Annotated in this window: 26 protein-coding genes, 1 rRNA gene and 1 pseudogene; 19 read left to right on the top strand and 9 right to left on the bottom strand. The window is 31.0% G+C overall.

Annotated features, from left to right (window positions below; genetic code table 11):
• Window positions 1-91: 91 nt before the first annotated feature.
• From BEE63_RS09975 to dnaA, 8 genes are all read right to left on the bottom strand, one after another.
• Window positions 92-1,596, bottom strand: a 16S ribosomal RNA gene (locus BEE63_RS09975).
• 463 nt (window positions 1,597-2,059) lie between these two features.
• Complete coding sequence (gene gyrA / locus BEE63_RS09980; protein ID WP_066021239.1) at window positions 2,060-4,534, bottom strand: DNA gyrase subunit A; 2,475 nt, start codon at window positions 4,532-4,534, stop codon at window positions 2,060-2,062.
• Between the two features lie 24 nt (window positions 4,535-4,558).
• Complete coding sequence (gene gyrB, locus BEE63_RS09985; RefSeq protein ID WP_066021240.1) at window positions 4,559-6,472, bottom strand: DNA topoisomerase (ATP-hydrolyzing) subunit B; 1,914 nt, start codon at window positions 6,470-6,472, stop codon at window positions 4,559-4,561.
• 23 nt (window positions 6,473-6,495) lie between these two features.
• Window positions 6,496-6,759: an extracellular matrix regulator RemB gene (remB, locus tag BEE63_RS09990; RefSeq protein WP_066021241.1), complete on the bottom strand. Its 264-nt coding sequence runs from the start codon at window positions 6,757-6,759 to the stop codon at window positions 6,496-6,498.
• A 20-nt stretch (window positions 6,760-6,779) separates the two neighbouring features.
• Window positions 6,780-7,871, bottom strand: a complete 1,092-nt coding sequence (gene recF, locus BEE63_RS09995; RefSeq protein WP_066021242.1) for a DNA replication/repair protein RecF — start codon at window positions 7,869-7,871, stop codon at window positions 6,780-6,782.
• 46 nt (window positions 7,872-7,917) lie between these two features.
• Window positions 7,918-8,124: a S4 domain-containing protein YaaA gene (yaaA, locus tag BEE63_RS10000; protein WP_066021243.1), complete on the bottom strand. Its 207-nt coding sequence runs from the start codon at window positions 8,122-8,124 to the stop codon at window positions 7,918-7,920.
• 30 nt (window positions 8,125-8,154) lie between these two features.
• Complete coding sequence (gene dnaN / locus BEE63_RS10005; protein ID WP_066021244.1) at window positions 8,155-9,255, bottom strand: DNA polymerase III subunit beta; 1,101 nt, start codon at window positions 9,253-9,255, stop codon at window positions 8,155-8,157.
• 257 nt (window positions 9,256-9,512) lie between these two features.
• Window positions 9,513-10,850, bottom strand: a complete 1,338-nt coding sequence (dnaA, locus tag BEE63_RS10010; protein WP_066021245.1) for a chromosomal replication initiator protein DnaA — start codon at window positions 10,848-10,850, stop codon at window positions 9,513-9,515.
• A 560-nt stretch (window positions 10,851-11,410) separates the two neighbouring features.
• On the opposite strand from dnaA, the gene rpmH reads away from it, so the two are divergent.
• The 12 genes from rpmH to BEE63_RS10070 all read left to right on the top strand — a co-directional run bounded on the left by rpmH (window position 11,411) and on the right by BEE63_RS10070 (window position 20,854).
• Window positions 11,411-11,545 carry a 50S ribosomal protein L34 gene (gene rpmH / locus BEE63_RS10015; RefSeq protein WP_066021246.1) on the top strand — a complete coding sequence of 45 codons (135 nt, stop codon included), beginning with the start codon at window positions 11,411-11,413 and terminating at the stop codon, window positions 11,543-11,545.
• Between the two features lie 45 nt (window positions 11,546-11,590).
• The gene (rnpA, locus tag BEE63_RS10020) at window positions 11,591-11,950 is read left to right on the top strand and encodes a ribonuclease P protein component (protein ID WP_066021247.1); all 360 of its coding nucleotides are present in this window, start codon (window positions 11,591-11,593) and stop codon (window positions 11,948-11,950) included.
• Entirely contained in the window at window positions 11,928-12,143 is a 216-nt protein-coding gene (gene yidD / locus BEE63_RS10025) for a membrane protein insertion efficiency factor YidD (protein ID WP_066021248.1), read from the top strand. The genes rnpA and yidD overlap by 23 nt, the downstream gene beginning before the upstream one ends.
• 23 nt (window positions 12,144-12,166) lie before the next feature.
• The gene (gene yidC / locus BEE63_RS10030) at window positions 12,167-12,931 is read left to right on the top strand and encodes a membrane protein insertase YidC (protein ID WP_066021249.1); all 765 of its coding nucleotides are present in this window, start codon (window positions 12,167-12,169) and stop codon (window positions 12,929-12,931) included.
• A gap of 39 nt (window positions 12,932-12,970) precedes the next feature.
• Window positions 12,971-13,600 (top strand): RNA-binding cell elongation regulator Jag/EloR, encoded by a 630-nt coding sequence (gene jag / locus BEE63_RS10035; RefSeq protein WP_066021250.1) that lies wholly within the window; start codon window positions 12,971-12,973, stop codon window positions 13,598-13,600.
• 91 nt (window positions 13,601-13,691) lie between these two features.
• On the top strand, window positions 13,692-15,071 hold the full coding sequence (gene mnmE / locus BEE63_RS10040) for a tRNA uridine-5-carboxymethylaminomethyl(34) synthesis GTPase MnmE (RefSeq protein WP_066021251.1): 1,380 nt from the start codon (window positions 13,692-13,694) through the stop codon (window positions 15,069-15,071).
• Between the two features lie 10 nt (window positions 15,072-15,081).
• Entirely contained in the window at window positions 15,082-16,965 is a 1,884-nt protein-coding gene (gene mnmG, locus BEE63_RS10045; RefSeq protein ID WP_066021252.1) for a tRNA uridine-5-carboxymethylaminomethyl(34) synthesis enzyme MnmG, read from the top strand.
• A 32-nt stretch (window positions 16,966-16,997) separates the two neighbouring features.
• Complete coding sequence (gene rsmG / locus BEE63_RS10050) at window positions 16,998-17,717, top strand: 16S rRNA (guanine(527)-N(7))-methyltransferase RsmG (RefSeq protein ID WP_066021253.1); 720 nt, start codon at window positions 16,998-17,000, stop codon at window positions 17,715-17,717.
• A gap of 34 nt (window positions 17,718-17,751) precedes the next feature.
• Window positions 17,752-18,534 carry a nucleoid occlusion protein gene (gene noc / locus BEE63_RS10055; protein ID WP_066021254.1) on the top strand — a complete coding sequence of 261 codons (783 nt, stop codon included), beginning with the start codon at window positions 17,752-17,754 and terminating at the stop codon, window positions 18,532-18,534.
• Between the two features lie 123 nt (window positions 18,535-18,657).
• On the top strand, window positions 18,658-19,419 hold the full coding sequence (locus BEE63_RS10060; protein WP_066021255.1) for a ParA family protein: 762 nt from the start codon (window positions 18,658-18,660) through the stop codon (window positions 19,417-19,419).
• 15 nt (window positions 19,420-19,434) lie between these two features.
• Window positions 19,435-20,286, top strand: a complete 852-nt coding sequence (locus tag BEE63_RS10065) for a ParB/RepB/Spo0J family partition protein (RefSeq protein WP_066021256.1) — start codon at window positions 19,435-19,437, stop codon at window positions 20,284-20,286.
• A gap of 64 nt (window positions 20,287-20,350) precedes the next feature.
• Window positions 20,351-20,854: a DUF4446 family protein gene (locus BEE63_RS10070; protein ID WP_066021257.1), complete on the top strand. Its 504-nt coding sequence runs from the start codon at window positions 20,351-20,353 to the stop codon at window positions 20,852-20,854.
• Window positions 20,855-20,903: 49 nt separating this feature from the next.
• Here the strand turns inward: BEE63_RS10070 and yyaC are convergent, their stop codons facing one another.
• Window positions 20,904-21,506, bottom strand: a complete 603-nt coding sequence (yyaC, locus tag BEE63_RS10075) for a spore protease YyaC (protein WP_066021258.1) — start codon at window positions 21,504-21,506, stop codon at window positions 20,904-20,906.
• A 137-nt stretch (window positions 21,507-21,643) separates the two neighbouring features.
• On the opposite strand from yyaC, the gene BEE63_RS10080 reads away from it, so the two are divergent.
• From BEE63_RS10080 to BEE63_RS10110, 7 genes and pseudogenes are all read left to right on the top strand, one after another.
• Window positions 21,644-22,540: a mechanosensitive ion channel family protein gene (locus BEE63_RS10080; protein ID WP_066021259.1), complete on the top strand. Its 897-nt coding sequence runs from the start codon at window positions 21,644-21,646 to the stop codon at window positions 22,538-22,540.
• The gene (locus BEE63_RS10085) at window positions 22,524-22,721 is read left to right on the top strand and encodes a DUF951 domain-containing protein (protein WP_066021260.1); all 198 of its coding nucleotides are present in this window, start codon (window positions 22,524-22,526) and stop codon (window positions 22,719-22,721) included. The genes BEE63_RS10080 and BEE63_RS10085 overlap by 17 nt, the downstream gene beginning before the upstream one ends.
• Window positions 22,722-22,819: 98 nt before the next feature.
• A complete protein-coding gene (gene rpsF / locus BEE63_RS10090) occupies window positions 22,820-23,107 on the top strand; it encodes a 30S ribosomal protein S6 (RefSeq protein ID WP_066021261.1) in 288 nt (95 codons plus the stop codon).
• A gap of 21 nt (window positions 23,108-23,128) precedes the next feature.
• Window positions 23,129-23,455 (top strand): annotated as a pseudogene (locus BEE63_RS10095) (single-stranded DNA-binding protein); the annotation flags it as partial.
• 141 nt (window positions 23,456-23,596) lie between these two features.
• Window positions 23,597-23,872, top strand: a complete 276-nt coding sequence (rpsR, locus tag BEE63_RS10100; protein ID WP_066021263.1) for a 30S ribosomal protein S18 — start codon at window positions 23,597-23,599, stop codon at window positions 23,870-23,872.
• Between the two features lie 168 nt (window positions 23,873-24,040).
• Complete coding sequence (locus BEE63_RS10105) at window positions 24,041-24,880, top strand: hypothetical protein (RefSeq protein ID WP_066021264.1); 840 nt, start codon at window positions 24,041-24,043, stop codon at window positions 24,878-24,880.
• A gap of 153 nt (window positions 24,881-25,033) precedes the next feature.
• Entirely contained in the window at window positions 25,034-25,351 is a 318-nt protein-coding gene (locus BEE63_RS10110) for a MazG-like family protein (RefSeq protein WP_066021265.1), read from the top strand.
• Window positions 25,352-25,363: the final 12 nt, after the last annotated feature.

Consider the following 25,363-nt stretch of genomic DNA (forward strand, 5'->3'; position numbering starts at 1 on the left):
TTCAAAGTACATTAGAGAGAATTAAGCTCTCAAAATTAAACAGAGAATTAAAAACCTTCGTGGAAATTACATTTCCACGTCGACTCCTTAGAAAGGAGGTGATCCAGCCGCAGGTTCTCCTACGGCTACCTTGTTACGACTTCACCCCAATTATCAACCCCACCTTCGACCGCTGGTTCCAAAAGGTTACCTCACGGGCTTCGGGTGTTGCCGACTCTCATGGTGTGACGGGCGGTGTGTACAAGACCCGGGAACGTATTCACCGCGACATTCTGATTCGCGATTACTAGCAACTCCGGCTTCATGTAGGCGAGTTTCAGCCTACAATCCGAACTGGGATGGGGTTTTGAGTTTGGCTCAACCTTGCGGTTTCGCATCTTTCTGTCCCCACCATTGTAGCACGTGTGTGGCCCTAGACATAAGGGGCATGATGATTTGACGTCATCCCCACCTTCCTCCTGGTTAACCCAGGCAGTCTCACTAGAGTGCTCAACTGAATGTTAGCAACTAATGATAAGGGTTGCGCTCGTTGCGGGACTTAACCCAACATCTCACGACACGAGCTGACGACAACCATGCACCACCTGTCTTCCTGTCCCCGAAGGGATTTCCTCAGTTACGAGTAATTCAGGAGATGTCAAGTCTAGGTAAGGTTCTTCGCGTTGCTTCGAATTAAACCACATGCTCCGCTGCTTGTGCGGGTCCCCGTCAATTCCTTTGAGTTTTAATCTTGCGACCGTACTTCCCAGGCGGAATACTTATTGTGTTAACTGCGGCACAGAAGGAGTCGATACCTCCTACACCTAGTATTCATCGTTTACGGCGTGGACTACCAGGGTATCTAATCCTGTTTGCTCCCCACGCTTTCATGCCTCAGCGTCAGTTACAGTCCAGAAAGCCGCCTTCGCCACCGGTATTCTTCCTAATCTCTACGCATTTCACCGCTACACTAGGAATTCTGCTTTCCTCTCCTGCACTCTAGACATCCAGTTTGAAATGCAGCCCCCAAGTTAAGCCCGGGGATTTCACATCTCACTTAAATATCCGCCTACACATCCTTTACGCCCAGTAAATCCGGACAACGCTTGCCACCTACGTATTACCGCGGCTGCTGGCACGTAGTTAGCCGTGGCTTCCTCCTATGGTACCGTCATTATCGTCCCATAAGACAGAGTTTTACGATCCGAAGACCTTCATCACTCACGCGGCGTTGCTGCATCAGAGTTTCCTCCATTGTGCAATATTCCCCACTGCTGCCTCCCGTAGGAGTCTGGACCGTGTCTCAGTTCCAATGTGGCCGATCACCCTCTCAGGTCGGCTACGCATCGCAGCCTTGGTGAGCCGTTACCTCACCAACAAGCTAATGCGCCGCGGGTCCATCTTACAGCGAATAAATCCTTTGGCTCAAAGATCATGTGATCTCTGAGTATTATGCGGTATTAATCTTCCTTTCGGAAGGCTATTCCCCACTGTAAGGCAGGTTACCCACGTGTTACTCACCCGTCCGCCGCTGGGAACCGAAGTTCCCCGCTCGACTTGCATGTGTTAAGCACGCCGCCAGCGTTCGTCCTGAGCCAGGATCAAACTCTCAATTTAAAAGTTTGACTTAAGCTCATCGCTTATATATTAAATAGAATAAATTCTATTCAAAAGAATTGCTGGTTTATAATTCTCTGTTTAATTTTCAAAGTTCAAATCTCCGCTGCATTCATGCAGCTTTTATATAATATCACCTATGAGCTTTCATGTCAACACTTTTTTTTAAGTTTTTCAAAACTTATTAAATGTTATCATTTGTACTCATTAAGTTCTGCTGTCTTGCGACAACAGATAATATCTTACCACATTATAATTTATACATTCACATGATTTCTTGTGATTACGTTAAATATATCAATATTTCTTATGATTTTTACATTATACTTCATTTTTCTCATATTGATACTCACGGTATAGTTTACTTAATTATTTCAATAAAAAAGCTCGTGAATCCTTGATTTCACGAGCTTTTAATTCAAATAATTTATTTAAGAACATAAATTATAAATAATTAAATTATTTATAAATCACTATTCTTTTCATCAGCTTCTTCACTATCACTATCATCTGATGAATCTTCATTATTTATTTTAGCTATAGCTAAAACTTTTTCGTCTTCACTTTTTCTCATAAGCGTAACACCCATAGCATTTCTACTTGTTGTCGATATATCTTCTACATTTATTCTAATTGCTATACCAAGACTATTTATAAGCATAAGTTCATCGCCGTCTTTTACCATTCTGACACCTACAAGTTTTCCCGTTTTATCAGAAACCTTATAAGTTATAAGTCCCTTTCCGCCTCTGTGCTGGCACTTATATTCTCCAGAATGTGTTCTCTTACCAAATCCATTTTCACTTACAACAAGTACATCGCTTTCTTTATCTGATATTTCCATTCCTACAACAAAATCAGATTGTTTAAGACTTATTCCTTTTACTCCAAGTGCATTTCTTCCAAGAGGTCTTACATCGTGCTCATTGAATTTTATAGCGAGACCACTGTTAGTTACAATTAGAATATCATCATTACCTTCTGTTATTCTAACAGAAACTAATTCATCATCGTCATTAAGATTTATAGCAATAAGTCCACTCTTCCTTATATTTTTATATAATCCTACTAATGTTTTCTTAATAATGCCCTTTTTAGTACACATAACTAAGAAACTTTTTTCATCAAATTCCTTAAGAGCTATAACAGCCTGTATTTTTTCATTTGCATCAAGCTGTAATATATTAATAACATTAGTTCCTTTAGCAACTCTTCCTGCTTCAGGTATTTGATAAGCCTTGAGCATATACATTCTTCCGTGATTTGTAAAGAATAAGATATTACTATGCGTTGAAGTTATAAATATATTCTCTACAAAATCATTTTCTTTTGTACTCATGGCCTGTATACCTCTACCCCCTCTTTTTTGGGCAGTATAAGTATCAGCATTTATTCTCTTTATATAACCTGCATGAGTAAGAGTTATAACTACATCTTCTTCTTGTATTAGGTCCTCTATGTCTATATCATTTTCAGCTCTCTCTATTGTAGTTCTTCTCTCATCACCATATTTGTCCTTTATTTCATTAAGTTCTACTTTTATGATATTAAGAATTTTATTTTCATCTGCAAGAATGCTTTTTAAGTTTTCTATAGTCTTTATTAATTCATTGTATTCTGCTTCTATTTTTTCTCTTTCAAGACCTGTTAACCTCTGAAGTTTTAAATCAAGGATTGCCTGCGCCTGCTTTTCTGAAAGAGCAAATTTATCCATTAATCCTTGTTTTGCTTCCTGAGTTGTTTTAGATGATCTTATTAAATTTATTACTGCATCTATATTATCTAAAGCTATTTTTAAGCCTTCTAAAATATGAGCTCTTGCTTGTGCCTTATTAAGATCAAACTCGGTTCTTCTTGTTATAACTTCTTCCTGGAATGAAATATAATGCTGCAAAATTTGTTTTAAATTTAATACTTCAGGTTTATTATTAACTAATGCTAACATGTTTATTCCAAAAGTATCTTGAAGTCTAGTATGCTTATATAATTGATTTAATACTATATTTGCATTTCCATCTCTTTTTATTTCTACAACAATTCTCATTCCGTCTCTATCTGATTCATCACGAAGATCACTTATACCAGTAATTTTCTTCTCTTTAACTAAATCAGCAATATTCTCTACTAGTTTTGCTTTGTTTACCTGATAAGGTATTTCAGTGATTATAATTCTTTGTCTTTCATTGTCATCTACTTCAATTTCAGATTTAGCCCTTACAATTATTTTTCCTCTTCCTGTTTCATAAGCAGCTCTTATACCAGATTTGCCCATTATGCTTCCAGCTGTAGGAAAATCAGGTCCTTTTATTTTTGACATAAGTTCAAGTACCGTAGATTCTGGATTATCAATAAGCATTGTTATTCCATCTATAACCTCATTCAAATTATGAGGCGGTATATTAGTAGCCATTCCAACTGCAATACCAGCTGAACCATTTACTAATAAATTAGGAAATCTAGATGGTATTACAACCGGTTCCTTTTCTTCACCATCAAAGTTAGGCATAAAGTCTACAGTATTTTTTCCTATATCCCTTATCATTTCAGTGGCAATTTTGTTCATCTTTGCTTCTGTATACCTCATGGCCGCAGCTGAATCTCCATCCACTGAACCAAAATTTCCATGTCCGTCAACGAGTGGATATCTTAAGTTAAAATCTTGTGCTAATCTAACTAAAGCATCATAAACAGAAGAATCTCCATGTGGATGATATTTACCTAAAACATCTCCAACTATTCTTGCACATTTTCTATATCCCTTCTCAGGGGTTAATCCAAGTTCATGCATTGAATATAATATTCTTCTATGAACTGGCTTAAGTCCATCTCTTACATCTGGAAGTGCACGACTTACTATAACACTCATTGCATAATCTATATAACACTTTTTCATTTCACTGCTTATATCTACAGGTAAAACTTTTCCTTCATTTTGCATATATTACACACCTCTTTTAATGCATTAAATATCGAGATTTACAACTTTGCTAGCATTTTCTTCTATGAATTTTCGTCTTGGATCAACTTTATCTCCCATAAGTATTGTGAAAATTTCATCAGCTTCTATAGCATCTTCTACGTTAACCTTTATTAAAATTCTTCTTTCAGGATCCATAGTTGTTTCCCATAACTGTTCAGGATTCATTTCTCCTAAACCTTTGTATCTTTGTATGTCGGTATTTTTATCCTTACCTCCAACGTCTTGAAGTACATTATCTAATTCCTGATCACTATAAGCATAATACTCTTTTTTAGCCTTATTAACTCTGTATAGAGGTGGCTGTGCTATATAAACATGACCATCTGATATGAGCTCTTTCATGTATCTATAGAAAAAAGTTAGTATAAGAGTTCTTATATGTGCTCCATCAACATCGGCATCTGTCATTATTATTATTCTGTGATATCTTAATTTAGATAAATCAAAATCTTCACCTATTCCAGCACCAAAAGCTGTTATCATAGATTTAATTGTATCTGAATTAAGTATTTTATCTATTCTCTGCTTTTCAACATTCATTATTTTACCTCTTAATGGTAAAATAGCCTGAAATCTTCTGTTTCTGCCTTGCTTAGCTGAACCACCGGCAGAATCTCCCTCAACAAGATATACTTCACACTCTGAAGCATCCTTTGAAGAACAATCAGCTAATTTTCCAGGAAGAGCTGTACTTTCAAGCACAGACTTTCTTCTAGTAATTTCTCTGGCTTTTTTAGCAGCTTCTCTAGCTCTTGATGCTACCATAGCCTTATCTATTATTAATTTACCTATTTGCGGATTTTCCTCCAAATAAGTACTTGTAGCTTCACTTATTATGCTGTCAACAATACCTCTTACTTCAGTATTTCCAAGTTTAGTTTTAGTTTGACCTTCAAATTGAGGTTCTGTAAGTTTAACTGAAATTACTGCTGTAAGACCTTCTCGTATATCCTCTCCAGATAAATTTTTATCATTATCCTTTAGATATCCAAACTTTTTAGCATAATCATTAACAACTCTAGTTAACGCAGATTTAAATCCAGCTAAGTGAGTTCCTCCTTCTACTGTGTGTATATTATTTGCAAAGGAAAAAATATTCTCAGTGTATCCGTCATTATACTGAAGTGCTATTTCAACAGAATAGTTATTATCTTTTGAACCCTCTACATATATTGGATCTTTAAAAATTACTTCTCTGTTTCTATTTAAATATGTCACAAAGGATTTCAATCCACCTTCATAGTGAAAAATCTCACCCTTATCAGTTCTTTCATCAATGAGTTGAATTTTAACTCCCTTATTTAAAAATGCTAATTCCCTTAATCTTTGTGATAATACATCGTAATCATATACTGTATCTTCAAATATTTCAGGATCTGGCTTAAAATACGTCTTAGTTCCGTGTTCATCACTATCACCTATTTTTTCGAACGGTGAAGCAACCTTTCCTCTATGATAAGTTTGTTTCCATATATGGCCTTCTGTTTTTACTTCTACTTCACATGTTTCAGACAAAGCATTAACAACAGATGCACCAACTCCGTGTAAACCACCTGATACTCTGTAAGCTCCACCACCAAATTTTCCACCTGCATGAAGTACAGTCATTATTACTTCTACTGTTGGCTTTTTCATTTTATGGTGTATACCTACTGGCATACCTCTACCATCATCGGATACTGTTATTGAATTATCTTTATGTATAAAAATTTTTATATGTGTACAATATCCAGCTAAAGCTTCATCTATACTGTTATCTACTATTTCATATACAAGATGATGCAAGCCTCTAGTACCAGTACTTCCTATATACATACCCGGTCTTTTTCTTACAGCTTCAAGCCCTTCAAGAACCTGTATCTGACTTTCATCATAAACTTCATTTTTCTCTGACATTAGTATCCTCCTACTCTTTCATTTTATGACTCTAAATATACAGCTGCTGATCTTTTGCATAACGTTGAAGATGAAATTGGGGATAGAAATATTTTGCTCTTTTTATCGACTTCTGCAATAACAAAAGACTTTGGCGGTTCATTTGTTATTCTCTCAACAAAACCATCTTCTTCTGACATCCTTAAAAACTGACTTGTGTCTGCACTATACATAGTTGTTTCAATATCAAAAATTCCTATTACATCTTTTATAGGAACTACCACATTCTCTCCTAAATGTAAAAACATAAATTTCCTCCTTATTTTCATTAAAATTCCATTACTTTACCTTGATGAATTTTAAAAATCTTAAAATCATTTCTCAGATACTTTTTTATGTCATCTATTCCTGTACAAGTTATAATTGTCTGTATTCCTTCTAAAGAGTTCAATATATATTCTTGCCTATTTTTATCAAGTTCAGACAGAACATCATCTAATAAAAGCACAGGAGTCTCACCTGATATATCTTTAATAATTTGTATTGAGGCAAATTTAATTGTCAAAACCGATGTCCTTTGCTGTCCTTGAGAACCAAAACTTTTAGCATCTATTCCATTTATCTTTATATTGAAATCATCCCTATGAGGACCTACTGAAGTGCTCCCTTTTTCCATATCCTTTTTATGATTTTCTTTGAGTAAATAAAATAACTCATCTGAAATTTTATTTTTGTCCTTAACACTCGTTAAGTAATTAAATTGTATTTCTTCATTTCCTTGAGTTATATCTGAGTGGATGGACTTTCCTTTTTCATTGAGACTTTCTAAGTATTTTAATCTGCTTCGCATTATAGAACTTCCAAACTCACTCAATTGTTTGTCGTATACATTTAGGATATTACTTTCCCAGAATTTTCTGTTCTTAAGCACACTATTCCTCTGCTCTAATATTTTATTGTATTGGACAAGGTTATAATAATACCCATGATCTAACTTTGATATTTCCATATCCAGAAATTTTCTCCTACACCCTGGAGATTCCTTTACAATCTTTAAATCTTCTGGTGAAAACATAACAACATTAAATATCCCAAAAAGCTCAGATATTTTCTTTAATTTTATTGAGTTAATATTTATGCCCTTCTTACCACTTTTAAATATTTTTATCTCTATTTTTTTATCTAGCGGTTTCCTTGATACATTTAATCTTATAAAAGCCTCTTCTTTATCCCACTTTATAAGTTCCTTATCTTTATTAGTACGATGAGACTTACCAAGACCACAATAAAAAATGCTTTCTAGTATATTTGTTTTCCCTTGTGCATTTTTTCCAGTTAAAATATTAACATTTTTATTAAAATTAATTTCCATGTTGTCATAATTTCTAAAATTATCTAAATTTAAATTTTTAATATACATAATAACACCTATTATTATAACATAAGTATCAATTCTAAGTCCAAACCTATACTATTTTATAAACTTCATTCTGGAACTCTACACTATCGCCCTTATGAATTTTTTTACCTCTTCTAAGTTCAACTGTACCATTGACTTTAACATCACCGTTCAAAATATACATTTTAGCTTCTGAGCCAAGGGTAACTGCTCCACACCACTTAAGTAGGGAATCCAATTTTATAAATTCAGTATTAATACTTATCTCTTTCATTTTTACAATTTTTCCTCCTGAACACAAATTCTAAATAGCAGCCAATCTTACTGGTAAAATTAAATACGTGCAATCATCGTTTTCTTTATTTTTTATAATGCAGGGACTTATACTGCTTGAAAAGTTCATTACAATCTCATCTTCATTCATGATTTTTAGTACATCAATTAAGTATTTTGAGTTAAATGCAATTTTTAATGGCTGACCTTGCAAAATTATATTCATTTCTTCTCTTACGTTTCCCAATTGAGAATTAGAGGTTATTACCATTAAGTCATCTTCAATATCTAGTTTAATAAGATTGTTATTTCCATCCTTTGCCATAAGGGAAGCTCTTTCTATACAATCAAGCAAATCTTCCTTTTTAGCCACTATATTTAAATTATACTCCTCAGGAATTATTGAATTGTATTTTATAAATTCACCTTCAAGTAATCTAGATATTACCTTAGTATCTCCGAGATTAAACAATATATGGTTTGAAGTAAATGTAATATTTACATCTCCCTCATCTTCCAATATTTTTATAACTTCATTAAGGGTTTTACCTGGGATTACTGCATTTATGCTAGTTTCACTATCTATATATTCACTTCTAAGTGCCAATCTATATCCATCTATAGCAACTAAATTTAATTTTGCATTTTTCACTTCAAATAAAACTCCAGTTAAAATAGGTCTTGTTTCATCTTGAGCTATAGCAAAACTGGTACCTTTTATCATGCTTTTTAAAGTTTTTTGATTTATAGTAAATATGGAATCTTCATTTATCTCAGGTAAACTTGGAAAATCATCTGGATTTAAATATATAAGTGTAAATTTAGACTTATTGCAGGTTATCTCAACGCAGTTATTTTCTGTAGTTATTATTTCAACTTTAGAATTTGGAAGTTTTCTTATTATTTCGCTAAAAAGTCTAGCATCTAAAACAACTCTTCCTGATTCTAGTACTTCAACATTTATTTTAGTTTCAATACTTAAATCTATATCTGAACCAATTAAAGTAAGTTGATTATTTTCTGCATTCATGTATATACCCTGAAGTACTGGCATTGTTGATTTTCCAGTAACTGCTTTTTGTGCTGTCATTATAGCTTCTTGTAATATATTTTTTTCACAAATAAATTTCATTAAAACGTCCTCCTTATTAACAGGTATAAATAACAAAAAAAGTAGGTAAGATATATTAAAAGTTAAGTAGTAATAGTAGTAGGGCTTGTGAATTTGTTGATAAGTGGTTATAGCCAATAAATATCAAGGTTCACAAGAAAAAAATAACTGTGGATAATTTAGGGGTAAGTACTCAACGTTATCAACAGTATTAACACGTAAAGTAAAATAAAAAAAATATCCACAAGCTATTCTAAATAAATAATAAACAGCTGTTATTACTTTGGTGAAAGACGTTTCGTAATTTCATTTATGGTATATTTTAAATCATCATCTTCTTTTAAACATGATGATATTTTCTCATAAGCATGAATTACTGTAGTATGATCTCTTCCGCCAAAAGCTTCTCCAATTTTAGGTAATGACATATCTGTCAATTTTCTAGAAAGGTACATTGCAATTTGTCTTGGAAAAGCTATATTTTTTGTACGCCTAGCTGATTTGAAGTCCTCAATTTTTAAATTAAAGTAGCTTGAAACTACATCTTGAATCAAATCTATTGTTATCTGTTTATTTTGCTTGCTTGAAATAATATCTTTGAGAGCTTCAGACGCTAGATCTACACTTATTTCTTTATTAGTGAGAGATGAAAAAGCCACTATTCTTATAAGTGCCCCTTCTAGCTCTCTTATGTTCGATTTAATTTGTGTTGCTATGTACACCATAACGTCGTTTGGTATATTTAAATGGTCTACGTCGGCTTTTTTCTTTAATATTGCTATTCTTGTTTCAAAATCAGGAGGTTGTATATCAGCTATTAATCCCCATTCAAATCTTGAACGCAATCTATCTTCTAAAGTAGGAATTTCCTTTGGAGGTCTATCACTTGAAAGAATTATTTGTTTATTATTTTCATGTAATTCATTAAAAGTATGGAAAAATTCCTCTTGAGTACGTTCCTTCCCCGCTATAAACTGAACATCATCTATTAATAGAACATCTATATTTCTATATTTATTTCTAAATTCAACATTTTTATCATCTTTTATTGAATTGATTAGTTCATTTGTAAACTTTTCAGAAGAAACATATATAACCTTAGCTTTCGGATTATTGTCGAGTATGTAATGGCCTATAGCCTGCATAAGATGAGTTTTTCCAAGACCTACCCCCCCATATATAAATAAGGGATTATAAGCTTTTGCAGGGGCTTCAGCTACAGCAAGACATGCAGCATGAGCAAATCTGTTGCTGTTACCTACTACAAATGAATCAAATTTGTACTTTGGATTAAGCATAGAAGATGAAGTATTATCTGGCGTTACTGCATTAACTTCTGGCTTTTCATCAGTTTCCAAAGCTTCTTCAGATGCGATTAAAAATATTATATCGTATTTTTTAGTAGCAATAATTTTTACAGAATTTATTATTAAATCTTTGTAGCGATTTTCAAGAATTTCTTTGGTAAATTGGTTTGGAACACCAAGGCGTATACTATCTTTATCAATAGATATAGGAGTGATACTTTTTATCCAAGTATTAAAGCTTACTTCTGTTAATTCGCCTTTTATTATGTTAATGGTTTTTTGCCACAGTTCGTTTAATTGGGCACCCATAGTATATCCTCCTGTCTAAAAATTTATTTTAATATAAAGTAATTAACAAATTAATAACATAGTTATGAACAAAAATAAGTATACATTAGATTTCTTGACATATGAACTAAAAAATATTCACATGTTGATAATAATGTGAATGAATCTAAATTGTTAATAGTTATCCACAAATCTTCAATATTAATATTAACACATAATTCAAATTGAGAAAATAAGTATTAAAATTAAAAAATAAAAAGAAAAAAAACAAGTTATCAACAGACTTATACACAGTTTGTGCATAACTTACTTTTGAAAAAGTTATTAACAGCCCTTTCATAATAATATCAAAACATAATAGTGTATTCAAGAAATTATCCACAAAAAAATTTAAAAAGTGAATAAATTACTAACATGTGTAAAAAAATTAATATGTAGAGGTTAAATTTCAGTATAAAGTTTGGCATAGTCGTTTTCCTTGACATTAGATATATTGAAATATATAATTATAAAGTAAAACTTTAATTTGGAAAGAGCGTGTTTCTATAAAATAGTAGAAAAGTCAAAGGGGGTGCATAAACATGTTTATGACATATCAGCCTAAAAAGAAACAGAGAAAAAGAGAACATGGCTTTAGAAAAAGAATGAGTACTTTATCTGGAAGAAAAGTTCTTAAAAGAAGAAGACTAAAAGGAAGAAAAAGATTGACAGCATAAGGCCGCGTTGTGTGGCCTTTTTCTGCAATTTAGGGAGTAGTTTTTATGAAAGAAAACAAAATAAGAAAAAATGCAGAATTTAGAAAAGTATATAGAAAAGGAAAGTCTTTTTCAAATAAGCTATTAGTTTTGTATATTTACAAGAATAATTTATACAAAGATAAAAATAGAATTGGTATATCGGTTAGTAAAAAAGTTGGAAAGAGCGTAATTAGAAGTCGAGTTAAGCGATTGATTGGAGAAAGCTATCGATTGAATTGTCAAAATTTAAAAATAGGATATGATTTTGTTATTATAGCTAGAACAGCTTGTAATGGTAAACGTTATTCAGAAGTACAAAGTGCTATGAAAAATTTATTTTATAAGGCAGGCCTGGTTATGAATGATAAAGAAGATATTAATTAGTTTAATAAAATTTTATAGATCATACTTATCACCTCTGAAAAGGAGAGCTTGTTGTAAGTATATGCCTACATGTTCACAGTATGCTATTGATGCTATAGAAAAGTACGGAGCATTTAAGGGTGGATTAATGGCAATTTGGAGAATTTTAAGATGTAATCCTTTTTCAAAGGGAGGATACGACCCCGTTAAATAAATATTAGGAGGTTTCTGTTTTATATGTTTAAGATAACTGCCTTGAACAATTTATTTGTTCAGTTTTTTAATTCAATAAATAGTTTTGTGTTTAATATTATTCCTAATAAAAATTATTCTTATGGTTTAGCTATTATAATTCTTACCATAATAATAAAAGCTTTATTGCTACCGCTTAGTGTGAAACAGATAAAATCATCTGTTCTTATGAGTGCGCTTCAACCACAATTAAAAAAGCTTCAAACTAAGTATAAAAGTGACCCACAGAAGATGCAAGCTGAGACTATGAAGCTATACAAGGAAAAAAACGTTAATCCTTTTGGTGGATGCATATTAATGCTTATACAATATCCTATATTAATAGCTTTATATTACGTTTTTTACAGCTTAAATATAAAGGGAATAGGATTTTTATGGATTACTGATTTAGCTCAGAAAGCTTCATTTAAAGATTGGACCACATGGATTTTACCTATATTATCTGGTGCAACAACATATTTATCAGGCGTATTAATGATGCCTCCAAGTTCAGATCCAGCTCAGCAGAAACAAACTACAACTATGAATGCGGGAATGTCCATATTCTTCTTATGGATGAGTTGGAACTTTAGTGCTGCTCTTGTTTTATACTGGACCATAAGTAACTTGTTCCAGATGATACAATCAAAGGTTATTATTACTTCAGTAACTGCTAAGTTAGAAGCTGAGAAAGATGAAGATATACATAGTAATGAAATTGTTTCTGACAATAGCGATGCAAAAAAGAAGAAAAAGGGCAAAAATAAATAGTATTTGTATGTGAAGTAATTGTATAGGGGGGGCTTTAAAATGAAAAGTGTTGAAACTATTGGGAAAACGGTAGAAGATGCTATTGAAAAAGCTTTAAATGATTTACAAACTACAAAGGAAAATGTTAAAGTTGAGGTTATTGATGAAGGAAGTAAAGGAATTCTTAATATAATTGGCAAAAGAGAAGCTAAGGTTAAAGTTACCCTAAAAAAAGATTATGTATCGGAAGCTAGAAACTTTTTAAAAAAAGTCTTTGATGATATGAATTTGGATATAGAAATAAAAATCAGGGAAGTTGATAATAATTTATTTATAAATTTATATGGAAAAAATATTGGTTTACTTATAGGGTATAGAGGAGAAACTCTTGATTCTTTACAGTATCTTGTGAATTTAGTTGTAAATAAGGATCATGAAGAAGGAAAGTATAAGAGAGTTGTTCTTGATACTGAAAATTATCGTGCTAAGAGAGAAGAAACATTAAAGCGACTGGCTTTTAAGATTGCGAAACGAGTAAAAGAAGAGCAAAGACATTTTAAATTAGAACCGATGAACCCATATGAGAGAAGAATAATTCATTCAGCACTTCAAAATGATAAATATGTGAAAACTTACAGTGAAGGAGAAGAGCCTCATAGAAGGGTTGTAGTAGAGTTAAAAAAATCTTGAATAAAAAGAAAGCCTTTGGGCTTTCTTTTTAAGTTTAGTGGAATGAAGGGAGGATATTGTAAGGTTAGAAATATAATCTTACTTAATACTTATGAAAGAATTCGATACTATAGCGGCAATATCTACAGCAACTGGTAATAGCGGTATTTCAATAATAAGAGTTTCAGGAAGCAAATCTCTTAATATAGTTAATAAAATATTTAGAGGTAAAAATAAAGAAAATATTTTTGATATGAAAACTTATACTATGAGATATGGAAATATCATTGAATTAAATAGCGGCGATATAATAGATGAAGTCATTGTGAGTTTTATGAAGGGACCCAAGAGTTTCACTGGAGAAAATGTCGTAGAAGTAAATTGTCATGGTGGAAGTTATCCGGCCAAGAGAATATTAGAAGAAGTAATAAAAGCTGGAGCAAGACTTGCTGAACCGGGTGAATTTACTAAAAGAGCTTTTTTAAATGGTAGACTTGATTTGACAGAAGCAGAGGCTGTTATGGATATTATAAATTCTAAGACGGAATTAAGTATGAAAGCTTCAGTTGCACAGGCAGAAGGAACGATTTCCAGGGAAATAAATAAATTAAGGCAAAATATCTTGGAAATAATAGCACATATTGAAGCTACTGTTGATTATCCTGAAGATGATTTAGAAGAAGCTACAGCTCAAAGTGTAGAGAAGAATGTAAAAGATATTATAAAAGAAATTGATAGGCTTATATTAAGTGCGGATGAAGGTAAGATTTTAAGAGAAGGTCTTAGTACAGTTATTATAGGAAAGCCTAATGTAGGAAAATCATCTTTATTGAATTTACTTTTGGATGAAAAAAGAGCTATAGTTACAGATATTCCTGGAACTACTAGGGATGTTATAGAAGAATATATAAATATCTCTGGAATACCGGTTAAGATAGTTGATACGGCAGGTATAAGGGAAACTGAAGATGTTATAGAGAAAATTGGAGTGGAAAAGTCAAAGGAAAAACTTCATGACGCTGATCTTATAATATTTATGATAGATTCAAGTAAAAAAGTGGATAAAAATGATCTTGAAATTATTGATTATATAAAAGATAAAAATTATATTGTCTTATTGAATAAAGTTGATTTACCTAGTAAAATAGATAGGAATTGTTTTAAAAATTTAAATGAAAAATATATTGTCAATTTTTCTGTAAAGGATAAAATAGGATTAGAAGAATTAAAAGATTGTATTAAAAATATGTTTTTTAGTGGAGATTTAAAACAGGATAATATAATGATTACAAATACAAGACATAAAGAAGCACTCATAAAAGCAAAGGGATATTGTGAATCATCTTTAGGTGCACTTAAAAATACTTTAGCTGTAGATCTTGCTTCTATTGATATACGTAATGCATGGATGGCTCTTGGAGAGATTACTGGGGAAACACTTCAGGAGGATTTGATTGATAAAATATTTAAAGATTTTTGTTTAGGAAAGTAGGTGAAAAATTATGGTAAAGTATTTTTCTGGTAATTATGATGTTATAGTAATTGGAGCAGGTCATGCTGGATGTGAGGCGGCACTTGCAGCGGCACGAATGGGATGTAAGACACTTGTATGTACAATGAATCTTGACAGCATAGCTATGATGCCATGTAATCCTAATATAGGAGGAACTGCCAAGGGACACCTTGTTAGAGAAATAGATGCTTTAGGTGGGGAAATGGGAGTTAACATTGATAAAACATTTATACAATCAAGAATGCTTAATCTTTCTAAGGGACCTGCAGTTCATTCATTAAGAGCACAGGCTGATAAATTAAGTTATTCTCAATCAATGAAAAATGTACTTGAACATCAAGAAAATTTGTATGTACGGCAGCTTGAGGTTGTAGCAATTGATATTGAGAATAATAAAGTTAAGGGAATTGTAACTAAAAATGGAGCTTGTTTTAATGCAAAAACTATTGTTTTAGCTACTGGAACATATTTAAGAGCTAGAATTATAATTGGTGAAGTAAATTATAGTGGTGGTCCTAGTGGATTAGTTCCAGCTAATGAGCTTTCACAGTCTCTTATAGATGCTGGAATAAAATTAAGAAGATTTAAAACTGGTACACCAGCTAGAGTAAATAAGAGAAGCGTTGATTTTTCGAAAATGATTGAGCAGCGTGGAGATGAGAAAATAGTACCTTTTTCATTTTTAGATGACAAACTTGAAAGGGATCAAATATCATGTTATTTAACTTATACTAATCAAGATACTCATAATGTTATAAGAAATAATATTGATAGGTCACCTTTATATAATGGTACGATAAAGAGCATTGGTCCAAGATATTGCCCTTCAATTGAAGATAAAGTAATGCGTTTTCCAGATAAGACTCAACACCAAATATTTATTGAGCCAGAGGGTGAAAACACAAATGAATTATATGTTGGTGGTATGTCAAGTTCACTTCCAGAAGAAGTGCAAATGAAAATGCTAAAAACAGTACCAGGACTTGAAAACGTAGAGGTACTTAAAACTGCTTATGCAATAGAATATGATTGTATTGATCCTATTCAACTTAAGCTTTCACTTGAATTTAAAGAAATAAGTGGATTGTTTGGTGCAGGACAATTCAATGGTAGTTCTGGTTATGAAGAAGCAGGGGCACAGGGAATCATGGCTGGTATAAATGCAGCATTAAAAGCTCAAAATAAAGATCCATTTATATTATCCAGGTCAGATGCTTATATAGGAGTACTTATAGATGATCTAGTAACCAAAGGGACTAATGAACCATACAGAATGATGACTTCTAGAGCTGAATATAGACTTTTACTTAGACAAGATAATGCTGATTTGAGACTTACAGAATTAGGACACAAAATAGGGTTAGTTAAAGAAGATAGATATAATAAGTTCATTAAAAGAAGAAGTATGATACAGAAAGAATTAGATAGATTAAAGGGAATTCAAATAACTAATAAAAAAGAAGTTAATGACTTTTTAGAGACTCTTCATACGGTTCCTTTAAAGAAGCCTATAAGTTTATATGAATTAATAAGAAGACCGGAACTCGATTATAATAAATTGAAAGAACTAGATAATAGTCAAGAGGATGTACCATCAGATATAATTGATGAAGTTAACATAATGATAAAATATGAAGGATATATTGAGAAGCAACTTGAACAGGTAGATCAGTTTAGAAAATTTGAAAAAAGGCTTATCCCAGATGAAATTAAGTACGAAAATATAAAAAATTTGAGAACAGAAGCAATTCAAAAGTTAAATAAATTTAGACCAGTAAATTTAGGTCAAGCATCGAGAATATCAGGAGTTTCTCCTTCAGATATTTCAGTTCTTATGATATACTTGGAGTATTATTTTAAGAATAAGCAATAATTATATTGAATTCTATAAAACGGAGGAATAAAATGGAATATTTTGACATTATGAGTTTAGAGTGTAAAAAAACTGGTTTAGAGTTAACAGAAGAAAAATACAATAAATTCATGAAATACAAAGAATTGCTACAAGAATGGAACAAGGTAATGAATCTTACAGCAATTACGGAAGATGAAGAAATAGTAAAAAAGCATTTCATTGATTCTATAAAAGTTTTTGAAGTAAAATATATGAATAAGGCTAAAAAAGTAATAGATGTTGGAACTGGAGCTGGATTTCCTGGAATACCTATAGCCATAATGGATGAAAACATTCAAGTTGTATTACTGGATTCTCTTCAGAAAAGGGTAAACTTCTTAGATGAGGTTATAAAACAATTAGATTTAAAAAATATTAGAACAGTGCATGGAAGAGCAGAAGATTTTGGAGCAAATAAAGAGTATCGTGAAAAATTTGACATAGTTGTATCAAGAGCTGTTGCAAATATGTCAGTATTAAACGAATTTTGTATTCCATTTGTAAAGATAAGTGGATATTTAATTGCTTTGAAAGGACCTGTAGTAAATGAAGAAATATCTCAAGCTAAAAAATCTATATCAGTTCTTGGCGGAAAATTAGATGAGGTTATAAATGTTGAGTTTGAGAACGAGGATTTTAAACATAATTTGGTAGTTATAAAAAAAGAAAAGGCTACTCCTAAAAAATATCCGAGAAAAGCGGGTAAGGTTTCTAAAAATCCTATACAATAGATATGTAATTCAATGAAAAGGAATGAATTTTTATATGGATAATGTTTTATATATTTCTGTGGATGATATATGCGCAAATTTAAATCAACCTAGAAAGTATTTTGACCAGAATGCGCTTGAAGAATTAGCTCAATCTATAAAAAATTATGGAATAATTCAACCTATTACAGTAAGAAAATTATCTGATGATAAATATGAGATAATTGCAGGGGAAAGAAGATTTAGAGCTGCAAGGCTTGCAGGGCTCGATGAAGTACCTGTTATTCTAATTGATATAGATGATAAGGAAGCTGCAGAGATAGCTCTTCTTGAAAATATACAAAGAGAAAACTTAAATTATATCGAAGAAGCAGAAGCATATTATAATCTAATTAATCAATATGGTTATACTCAGGAAAAACTTGCTGAAAATGTAGGTAAGAAGCAGTCAACTATAGCTAATAAGTTAAGACTATTAAAACTTGATGACAGTGTAAGAAAAGATCTATTAAAAAATAATCTTACTGAGAGGCATGCTAGAGCACTTTTAAAATTGCCAAATAAAAAGATGCAAATTAGTGTTATTAAGACTGTTGTTTCTAAAGGATTAAATGTAAAGAAAACGGAAGAATTTATAGAAAATAAACTTCATAAAATTTATAATAAGGAAAACGACATTGCAGTAGATGGTAAGAAGCGTATTAAAGGAATATTCAGTTCTAAAATATATATAAATACTATAAAGCAAGTATTTGATAAGTATGGGATAAAAGCAAAATACAAATCAAAGGAATTAGAGGATACTATTGAAGTTACGGTTGTAATTCCTAAGAAATGAAAAATGTTTCACGTGAAACATTTTTTTTTGCCCAAAATTTCAAAAAATCTATTTATAAAAAATTATTATAAGTTATAATATAAATATAAGAAGGATAATATATAACATAAGGTGGTGAACAATATGAAGGTAATAAGTGTTTTTAATCAAAAAGGTGGAGTAGGCAAAACAACGACTAACATAAATTTATGTACATATTTGGCGATGAAAGGGTTAAAGATATTAACTATAGATATTGATCCACAAGGTAATACTACTAGTGGACTAGGAATAGATAAAAGTAAGCTTGAGCTATCAACGTATGATTCTTTGACAAATGATGTTGCCATAGATGATATTGTACAGGAGTCTCAACTTATTAAAAATTTATATATTGCGCCATCGAATGTTGAACTTGCAGGTGCTGAAGTTGAATTAATAAATATTGAAAATAGGGAAAAAATACTTAAGAATAAAATAAGTGAAATGAAAGAAAAATATGATTTTGTATTTATAGACTGTCCTCCATCATTAGGACTTATAACTATTAATTCTTTAGCTGCATCAGATACAGTTCTTATACCTATTCAAACCGAATTCTATGCTTTAGAGGGAGTAGGTCAACTTGTAAATACCATACAACTTGTTAAAAAGTCAATGAATAAACATATTGAAGTTGAAGGCGTTGTATTAACGATGTGTGATAGTAGAACAAAATTATCAAATGAAGTATCAGAGGAAGTAAAAAAATATTTTAGTGGAAAGCTTTATAAGACAACTATACCAAGAAATATAAGGTTAGCTGAAGCACCAAGCTATGGATTACCAATAGTTCTTTATGATGATAAATGTAAAGGAGCGGAATGCTATTATAATTTAACTGAAGAATTTCTTAATAATCAATAAGGAAGGATGGTATTAATGAATAAAAAGGGTGGATTAGGCAGAGGCTTAAATGCATTAATACAAGAAAGTAGTACAAGTAAAGATGAAAATGATGCTTCACAAAGAATACCCATAAATTTGATAAGACCCAATGAAAATCAACCACGTAAAAATTTTGATGGTGATAAAATTGTACAACTGGCAGAATCAATAAAAGAACATGGTATAATTCAGCCATTAATTTTAAAGAAAAATGATAAGAATTATATTATTATTGCTGGTGAAAGAAGATTCAGAGCCGCTAAAAGTCTTGGATTAAAAGAAGTTCCTGCTGTTATAATTGATGCTACTGAAAAGCAAATACTAGAAATATCATTGATAGAAAACATACAGAGAGAAGATTTAAATCCTATTGAAGAAGCTTTAGCATATAGAAGACTAATAGAGGATTTTGAGCTTACTCAGGAAAAGTTGAGTCAAAGAATAGGAAAATCACGTGTTGCAATAACAAATTGCATGAGGTTATTAAATTTAGATAAAAGGGTACAAGAATATTTAATTGATGGAGTTATATCAGAGGGGCATGGAAGAGTTCTACTTTCTATTTCAGATGGTGAGCTGCAATATGCTATATCCCAGAAGATAATCGATGAAGATTTGAGCGTTAGAGCAACTGAAAAGTTAGTAAAATCATGTAGAGAGTCAAAGAATGACAAGGATGATATAAAAAAAGAAGAAAATCAGTATATTATTGATATACGAAATAGGCTTGAAGGATATTTTGGAACAAAAGTTTTATTGAAAACTAATAAAAATAAAGGTAAAATAGAAATTGAGTACTATTCAAATGAGGATCTACAGAGAATAATAGATATACTTAAAATATGATTGTTTCACGTGAAACATTTCTAAATAGTAGTATCAAGTTATTTATAAGGAGAGGACGAAGAAAATGCAAGATGTTTTTACATTACTTAGTGGATTAAATGAATATATAATAATAGCGTTAATTATTTTGAGTATTATATTACTAATATTTAATATATCTAATGCGCATTCGTTAAGTAAATTAAAGAAAAAACACAGAGAATTAATGCGCGGTGCTAAAGGAGAAAATTTAGAGGAAATTATAAAAGAATATTTCCAAAAGGTTGAACAGATAGGGAAAGAATCAGAAAATATTAAATCAATGTATAAAGGATTGCACGATGAAGTAAAAATGAGCATAAAAAATGTAGCTATGGTTAGATATAAAGCATTTGATAATGTAGGAAGTGATTTAAGCTTTTCTCTTGTAATGTTAGATGATAATTATGACGGAGTAATATTGACAAGCATATATGGAAGAGGAGAAAGTGTTGTATACGCAAAGCCCATTAACAAAGGATTATCAAGATATGATCTTTCAGATGAAGAAAAAAATATTTTAAAAGAAGTATGCCAAAAAAATCAATAGAAGATAGTATTATAAAAACTTCTGATGAAAATTCGGAAGTTTTTTATATTTAACTGTTTTCTAAGTTAGTATAGCATGACGTATCATTGTAAGCAGAATCATTTTCTTTTAATAGTTTTAAGGTTGAAAAATATATACATTTTGATATAACATCTGCAAGGTGCATAACAGTATATAGTCTTGTACTTTGGAGAACAATAAAATCAAAGGGGCCACATACATTTACAATTGCACTTATACTTAAATCACCAACGCCTGGAAGGTTTTTATTCATGGCTGCGCCAGGAAGTAAAGGTCCGTTTTCAATTACAATATTACCTATATTTTTAACATTTCCAAGGCATGCATCTATGGCAATTATAAATGGATTTTTGTAGTTATTTTTAATAAAATCCATTGTTTCACGTAGATTTTTTGCATGTACTGGATTTTCAAGATTTCCAAGTACTAAAAACTTATCTTTTAATAGATCCCATAATTTGTGTCCAACAAGAGGACCTAAACTGTCGCCAGTAGATCGATCAGTACCTATACATAAAAATATAATATCTTTATTATTTCTTAGGGAAGTAGCAAGTTCACAACTTAAATAGTTGCTAAAATTAGTTATCAAATTTTTATCATCAATGTTAAATACAACTTTTTTCTTCATATATAAATCCTCCTACTTTGATTATGGACAGATTTGTGGCATTTTATGCGTTTAATAGATTTTTTTTTAATTTTATTGAAATATTATGAGAAAATATATATATTATAAGTACCATTACTTTATTGGAGGCTATATTGATGAACTTTTTAAATAAATTTAATTTTAATATTGAAAGTGGAACAGCTAAGATTGGTAGTTTTAAATTTAATTTGTATAATATTTTTTCAGGAATAGTAAAAGTTTTAATTATAATAGTATTAATGTATGTTTCGATTAAAATCATCAATAAGGTTATTGATAGAACATTAAAAAAGCAGCAAGAATTCAGATTCTCTATTGATAAAAAAAGAAGTAAAACAATAGGGGCTATATTAAAAAGTATTGTTAAGTATTGTATTTATTTCTTTGGTATAATGGGAATATTAACTCAGATATTAGGCAATAAGTTATTTTCTACAATAAGCATAACTTTTGCAAGTATGGGTGGAATTGCAGTAGGTCTTGGTGCTCAGAGTCTTATCAAAGATGTTGTAAATGGATTTTTTATACTCTTTGAGGATCAGTATTCTGTAGGCGATTATATAACTATAGATACTAATTCAGGGATTGTGGAAAGTATAGAGCTTAGGGTTACTAAAATAAGAAATTTTAATGGTGATCTACATATCATACCAAATGGCAAAATAGCAGAGGTTATAAATCATTCTAGAGGACCAATTACAATAAATGTAATTGTTAGTATAGCTTATGAGGAAAGTATTGATAAAGCAATGAACGTTATAAATAATGCGTGTGATAAATTTTCAAATGGTAATGAGGACGTAGTTGAAAAACCTAAGGTAGTTGGAATTACAGAGTTTGGAGCTAGTGGTGTAACTATTAAAGTGTCTGGAAAAGTAAAACCAATGAAACAATGGTCAAATGAAAATCAACTGAGAAAATGTATAAAGGAAGCTTTAGATGAGGCTAATGTAGAAATACCTTATAATAAAGTACAGTTTGTAGGAGGAGATAAAAATGAACAAGGAATTTGATTTGGGTGATATTGTTGAAATGAAAAAGCAGCATCCATGTGGAACAAATAGATGGGAAATCATAAGAGTTGGTGCAGATATAAAAATAAAGTGTATTAACTGTGGTAGGATAATAATGCTTCCAAGAAGTAGTTTTGAAAAAAGATTAAAAAAAGTTTTAGAAAAGAAAGAAGAAAATTGATTTTTTCAAAGTTATGAGGTATAATAAGAAATTGTGAGTCCCTGCTGTGGCGTAAGTTTTTCACAGCCGTTAAGACCATAGGGAGGAGGTGAACGGTAATGAATAAGTATGAAACTTTATTTATACTTAACCCATCATTGGATGAAGAAGCCGTAAATAATAATATTGAAAAGTTTAAGGCTGTAATCACAAATGGTGCTGGAGAAGTTGGTAATGTAGATTTATGGGGCAAGAGAAAGCTTGCTTATGAAATAAATAAATTAAATGAAGGAATCTATGTTTTAATTAATTTTAATTCTGATTCACAATTACCAAAAGAATTAGACAGAGTATTTAGAATTTCAGATGATATTGTAAGACATTTAATTGTTAATTTAGAAAAATAAAAGCCTAAAGGTGATGTTTATATGAATAAGGTTGTTTTAATAGGAAGATTAACTAAAGATCCTGAGTTGAAATTTACTCCCGGGACAGGAACAGCCGTTGCATCATTTACTTTGGCTGTAGATAGAAGATTCAAACGAGAAGGTCAGCCAGAAGCTGATTTTGTCCCTATAGTTGTATGGGGAAAACAAGCTGAATCTACAGCTAATTACATGAGTAAAGGAAAACTTATGGGAGTTAGCGGAAGAATACAAACTAGATCTTATGATGCTAAGGATGGAACTAGAAGATACGTTACAGAAGTTGTTGCTGAGGAAGTTCAATTTCTTGAATGGGGAAATTCTAGTAATAATGCTGCAGCAAATAATAATGATCAATATAATAATGGAAATCAAAATGGTTCGATGCAAATACCAGAGAATAATGATATAACACCGATAGATGATGGAGATATCCCATTTTAATTTCTTAATGTAAGGAGGGAAAAGAAAATGGCAAGAGATAACGGAAACAGAGAAAGAGATAACGGAAACAGAAGATCAGGCGGAAGAAACAGAAGAATGAAGAGAAAAGTTTGTGCTTTCTGTATGGATAAGAGCGAAAGCATAGATTACAAGGATATAAACAAATTAAGAAAGTACGTTACTGAAAGAGGAAAGATTCTTCCAAGACGTATTTCTGGAAACTGTGCAAAACATCAAAGAGAGTTAACAATTGCAATAAAGAGAGCAAGAAATATTGCTTTATTGCCTTTTACAACTGAGTAGTAAAGATTGATTTTTATGACTGCCCCAAGATATTTTGGGGCAGTTTTTTAATAATTTTTTGAACTAAAAGTTAACACAGTTAGCTAGTTATTGATTTATGTTAATGTAATGTGTTAAAATAGAAAACAGTGATTTAAATAAATTATCTGAATGTAGGTGGTATAGCAAATGAAAAAGTTTTTTTCATTTATGGTAGCAGTATTTGTAAGTGCATCATTAGTCGGTTGTGGTAGTAGTAGTTCAAGTAAGTCCGGAAATTCTAAAAAAGTAAATTATACAGACAAGAGTATAACAAGTGTCATAGATAACAAGATTAAAGCTATTAATGATGGTAAGTTTGATGATTACATGAAGAATTATGATGAAAAATCATCAGTATATAAAACTATAAAGGCCGATAAACAAAATTATTTTGGAAAGTATAAAGTAAATGTAAAAGCTGATGATATAAAAGTTTTAAATAAAGATTCTAAAACAGCTCAGGTTCAGGTTATTGAAAATATGTCGAAGATTAAGGGTCCTGGTTTTTTAGATAACAAAACTTTATATGTGGATAATTTAAAAAACATAGATGGTGATTGGAAAATAACAACTGAAAGTGTAATGAGAATTGAATACAAGGAACCTGTTTATGATACCTTGTACAAAAGCATTAAGAAAGCAAACGATAAAAAGCTTGATGATTACATGAGTACAATAGATCCAACGGATAACGATAATTACAACAAGACTAAAGATACAATGCTTGATTTGTTTAATAAATATGATATAGTATATACGCTTGAACAGGCAGATATAAAGAGCAAATCAGATAAGGATACAACAGTTGATTTTGTTGAAACTGCAATTGACAAAAAGAATTCTGATTACAAGGATAATAGATTCTCAGGAGTTTATCATTTAAGACTTATAAATGGTGATTGGAAAATATTTAAGACAGATATTAAGAAAACAGAATCAATTGATAAAAACGGAAATACTATTAAGAGTAGTAGTAAAAAGAACTAGATTATATCCCTCTTGCAAAATTTTGCAAGGGGGATATCATTATTAAATTTTTTTGTGCCTTTATATGAAAGCTAGTCATATAGTTTATAAAGCATATTGCATAAATATAAAAAGATAACTAAAATATAGTTATGGCATGGGAGGTAATGTAATATGAAAAAGGAAGATTTTAAAATAATGTCTGATATGAAAACAATAGAGGGACTAAAAGCAGATTTACTATGCGTTATCAGTGAGTTTTTTAAAATTTTAACTAAGGGAACAAATGCTGCACAAGATGCGATTTTAAATTGTATCTCAGGAGCAATAATATTATTATATATACTTGGTGGAAGACTAGGGTACTCGCACATAGAAATCGATGAAACAATGAAAAAGAAATTAAAGTTAGGAATAATTGAACAGGATGATATAGAGAAAGAGGGAAAAGATCTTACAAAGTTATATAGACACTTGAAAGAGAGAATCTAAGAGTATTTGGAG

Source organism: Clostridium pasteurianum (assembly GCF_001705235.1).
Lineage (GTDB): Bacteria > Bacillota > Clostridia > Clostridiales > Clostridiaceae > Clostridium_S > Clostridium_S pasteurianum_A.

Bases quoted from the DNA above. Each gene is read 5' to 3' on its own strand.
- gyrA (WP_066021239.1), bottom strand. From the start codon at position 4,534: ATGCAAAATGAAGGAAAAGTTTTACCTGTAGATATAAGCAGTGAAATG.
- gyrB (WP_066021240.1), bottom strand. From the start codon at position 6,472: ATGTCAGAGAAAAATGAAGTTTATGATGAAAGTCAGATACAGGTTCTT.
- remB (WP_066021241.1), bottom strand. From the start codon at position 6,759: ATGTTTTTACATTTAGGAGAGAATGTGGTAGTTCCTATAAAAGATGTA.
- recF (WP_066021242.1), bottom strand. From the start codon at position 7,871: ATGTATATTAAAAATTTAAATTTAGATAATTTTAGAAATTATGACAAC.
- yaaA (WP_066021243.1), bottom strand. From the start codon at position 8,124: ATGAAAGAGATAAGTATTAATACTGAATTTATAAAATTGGATTCCCTA.
- dnaN (WP_066021244.1), bottom strand. From the start codon at position 9,255: ATGAAATTTATTTGTGAAAAAAATATATTACAAGAAGCTATAATGACA.
- dnaA (WP_066021245.1), bottom strand. From the start codon at position 10,850: ATGGGTGCCCAATTAAACGAACTGTGGCAAAAAACCATTAACATAATA.
- rpmH (WP_066021246.1), top strand. From the start codon at position 11,411: ATGTTTATGACATATCAGCCTAAAAAGAAACAGAGAAAAAGAGAACAT.
- rnpA (WP_066021247.1), top strand. From the start codon at position 11,591: ATGAAAGAAAACAAAATAAGAAAAAATGCAGAATTTAGAAAAGTATAT.
- yidD (WP_066021248.1), top strand. From the start codon at position 11,928: ATGATAAAGAAGATATTAATTAGTTTAATAAAATTTTATAGATCATAC.
- yidC (WP_066021249.1), top strand. From the start codon at position 12,167: ATGTTTAAGATAACTGCCTTGAACAATTTATTTGTTCAGTTTTTTAAT.
- jag (WP_066021250.1), top strand. From the start codon at position 12,971: ATGAAAAGTGTTGAAACTATTGGGAAAACGGTAGAAGATGCTATTGAA.
- mnmE (WP_066021251.1), top strand. From the start codon at position 13,692: ATGAAAGAATTCGATACTATAGCGGCAATATCTACAGCAACTGGTAAT.
- mnmG (WP_066021252.1), top strand. From the start codon at position 15,082: ATGGTAAAGTATTTTTCTGGTAATTATGATGTTATAGTAATTGGAGCA.
- rsmG (WP_066021253.1), top strand. From the start codon at position 16,998: ATGGAATATTTTGACATTATGAGTTTAGAGTGTAAAAAAACTGGTTTA.
- noc (WP_066021254.1), top strand. From the start codon at position 17,752: ATGGATAATGTTTTATATATTTCTGTGGATGATATATGCGCAAATTTA.
- BEE63_RS10060 (WP_066021255.1), top strand. From the start codon at position 18,658: ATGAAGGTAATAAGTGTTTTTAATCAAAAAGGTGGAGTAGGCAAAACA.
- BEE63_RS10065 (WP_066021256.1), top strand. From the start codon at position 19,435: ATGAATAAAAAGGGTGGATTAGGCAGAGGCTTAAATGCATTAATACAA.
- BEE63_RS10070 (WP_066021257.1), top strand. From the start codon at position 20,351: ATGCAAGATGTTTTTACATTACTTAGTGGATTAAATGAATATATAATA.
- yyaC (WP_066021258.1), bottom strand. From the start codon at position 21,506: ATGAAGAAAAAAGTTGTATTTAACATTGATGATAAAAATTTGATAACT.
- BEE63_RS10080 (WP_066021259.1), top strand. From the start codon at position 21,644: ATGAACTTTTTAAATAAATTTAATTTTAATATTGAAAGTGGAACAGCT.
- BEE63_RS10085 (WP_066021260.1), top strand. From the start codon at position 22,524: ATGAACAAGGAATTTGATTTGGGTGATATTGTTGAAATGAAAAAGCAG.
- rpsF (WP_066021261.1), top strand. From the start codon at position 22,820: ATGAATAAGTATGAAACTTTATTTATACTTAACCCATCATTGGATGAA.
- rpsR (WP_066021263.1), top strand. From the start codon at position 23,597: ATGGCAAGAGATAACGGAAACAGAGAAAGAGATAACGGAAACAGAAGA.
- BEE63_RS10105 (WP_066021264.1), top strand. From the start codon at position 24,041: ATGAAAAAGTTTTTTTCATTTATGGTAGCAGTATTTGTAAGTGCATCA.
- BEE63_RS10110 (WP_066021265.1), top strand. From the start codon at position 25,034: ATGAAAAAGGAAGATTTTAAAATAATGTCTGATATGAAAACAATAGAG.